At 56.9% G+C, this 1,759-nt stretch carries 2 protein-coding genes; one reads left to right on the top strand and one right to left on the bottom strand.

Annotated elements, in window-relative coordinates; all coding sequences use genetic code 11:
* Positions 1 to 537, top strand: a 537-nt coding sequence (locus WA989_RS16230; RefSeq protein WP_424341521.1) for a metallophosphoesterase family protein, incomplete at its 5' end; no start/stop codon positions are given.
* Here WA989_RS16230 and WA989_RS16225 read toward each other — a convergent pair.
* The coding region (locus WA989_RS16225; protein ID WP_424341520.1) for a sensor histidine kinase at positions 534 to 1,759 on the bottom strand (1,226 nt) is incomplete at its 5' end. The two genes, WA989_RS16230 and WA989_RS16225, sit on opposite strands and share 4 nt — an antisense overlap.

Here is a 1,759-nt window from a genome sequence, read left to right as displayed (position 1 = left end):
GATCTGGAGGGGCCGCTCCTCTTAGAGAAAGCCTGCCTTGTCGGACTGAATACGGCCCGAGGCTGGCAGACTCGGAGCAACTGGGCGGAAGGCTCGGTCAATCTGGAGAAACTCGAAACGGTCATTTCCGAAGCGAAGGATAATTCAGACCGCCGAAGCTTTCTTATCTGCCATCATCCATTCTTGTCTCCGCCAGATGCGCCCCTCCGGACCGCTACGAAGAGGGGACGCAGGGCGAGCCGCCGCCTGGCGCAAAGCGGCATCCGATTTCTGCTGACCGGCCATGTGCATGCTCCATCCGTTACGGTTGTCGAGCACAAGGCTCAAGCTTATGTCGCCTTGTCTGCGGGAACGTTGTCGACACGCCTGCGGAGCAATCCAGCGAGCTTCAATCTGATAGACGTGTCGGGACGAGATTGCCGTGTGACGGTTCACAATCTGCACGGTGACAGATTTGTCCCGGAGAAACCTCACACGCTTGCCCCCAATCTCTCGGACGCTGAAACTCATCTCATAATGCAGGGCGAAAATGCCTAAAACACGCCTTCGCGCTTCACGGCCGCTTCGCGTGGCATTTTTAGTTTGACTGTGAATCCTTCGCCAGGCTGAGAATGCTGGCTCATCTCTGCTCGCAGCTGCTTGGCGAAGGCGGACATGAGGCGAGAGCCGAGCCCCGTCGAGTTGCTATCGGCGTCATCTTCAAACTCCGCTCCGAATCCATTATCGGACACTGTCAGGACGATGTGCTCTCCTTCTTCGAACAAGCGAACTGTGATCACACCGCCGTCGTCATCAAATGCATATTTCATCGCATTTGTGACGGCCTCCAGCACGAAGAGCGCGACTGGGATTGCATCATCGGCAGACCGGTCAATTTCCGCAATCTCATTTTCGACCGTGACGCGGCATTCTCCCATGCCGAGGGCGCCGGCGAGGTGCGAGAGGAGAGCCTGGAGGAAAGGCTGCATGTGAACCGTTTCGAGGCGTTCGTGCTGATAGAGCGTCTGATGCACGATCGAGAGCGCATCGATGCGGTGGCGCGCTGCCGAAATAACCTCGCGCGCAGCAGGGTCCTGTAGCTGCCGGCGCTGCAGATTGAGAAAGCTGGCAACGATCTGAAGGTTGTTCTTCACCCGGTGATGGATTTCCTTCACGGCCGCATCGCGAGTGGCAATCGCGCTACGCAGGCTTGAATCGCGCTCTGCGATCCGGTTGGCCATGCCGTCAAATGTATTGGCAAAATTGGCAATTTCGTCCGGTGCGTTTTCGAACTCTTCGCCAATCCGGAAATTGTAGTGGCCTTCGCCGTAAATCATCGCAAGGCGTCTGAGCCGGGACAGCCATTTCAGGACTAACCCGTCGACAGCCAGCCATGCGGCCAGAAGTGCCAGCGTGAATGAAAGGAGCGGAATACCCACCGTTTCAATCGGTTGCAGCGTAAACTCGCTGAAAAATCCAGGCGATGGCCGGGAAATAATCGCATACATACGCCCGTCGACAATCGCGCGGATAGCCACATCCAGAGAGCCGATATCCGCCTCATTGGAGATGAAGAGTTGGGCATCTTCATCGTTAGTCGCTTCTTCGATCCAGTTGACCGGCAGCTCTGTAAAACGCGCGCTGCCGAAGATCTGGCCTTCGCCGTCCGAGATTGCGAGTTCGACGTCTGCCGGAAGATTGGTCAGCTGCAGGGTTCTGATCAGCGCTTCGGTCATCAGTGCAAAGGAGATCGCGCCGGCGAATTCTCCCTCGTCATTCT

The sequence above is a fragment of the Henriciella sp. genome, assembly GCF_049649345.1.
Lineage (GTDB): Bacteria > Pseudomonadota > Alphaproteobacteria > Caulobacterales > Hyphomonadaceae > Henriciella.
The sequence above is the reverse complement of the archived record's forward strand: the minus strand, read 5'-3'. Positions and strand labels throughout refer to the sequence as shown.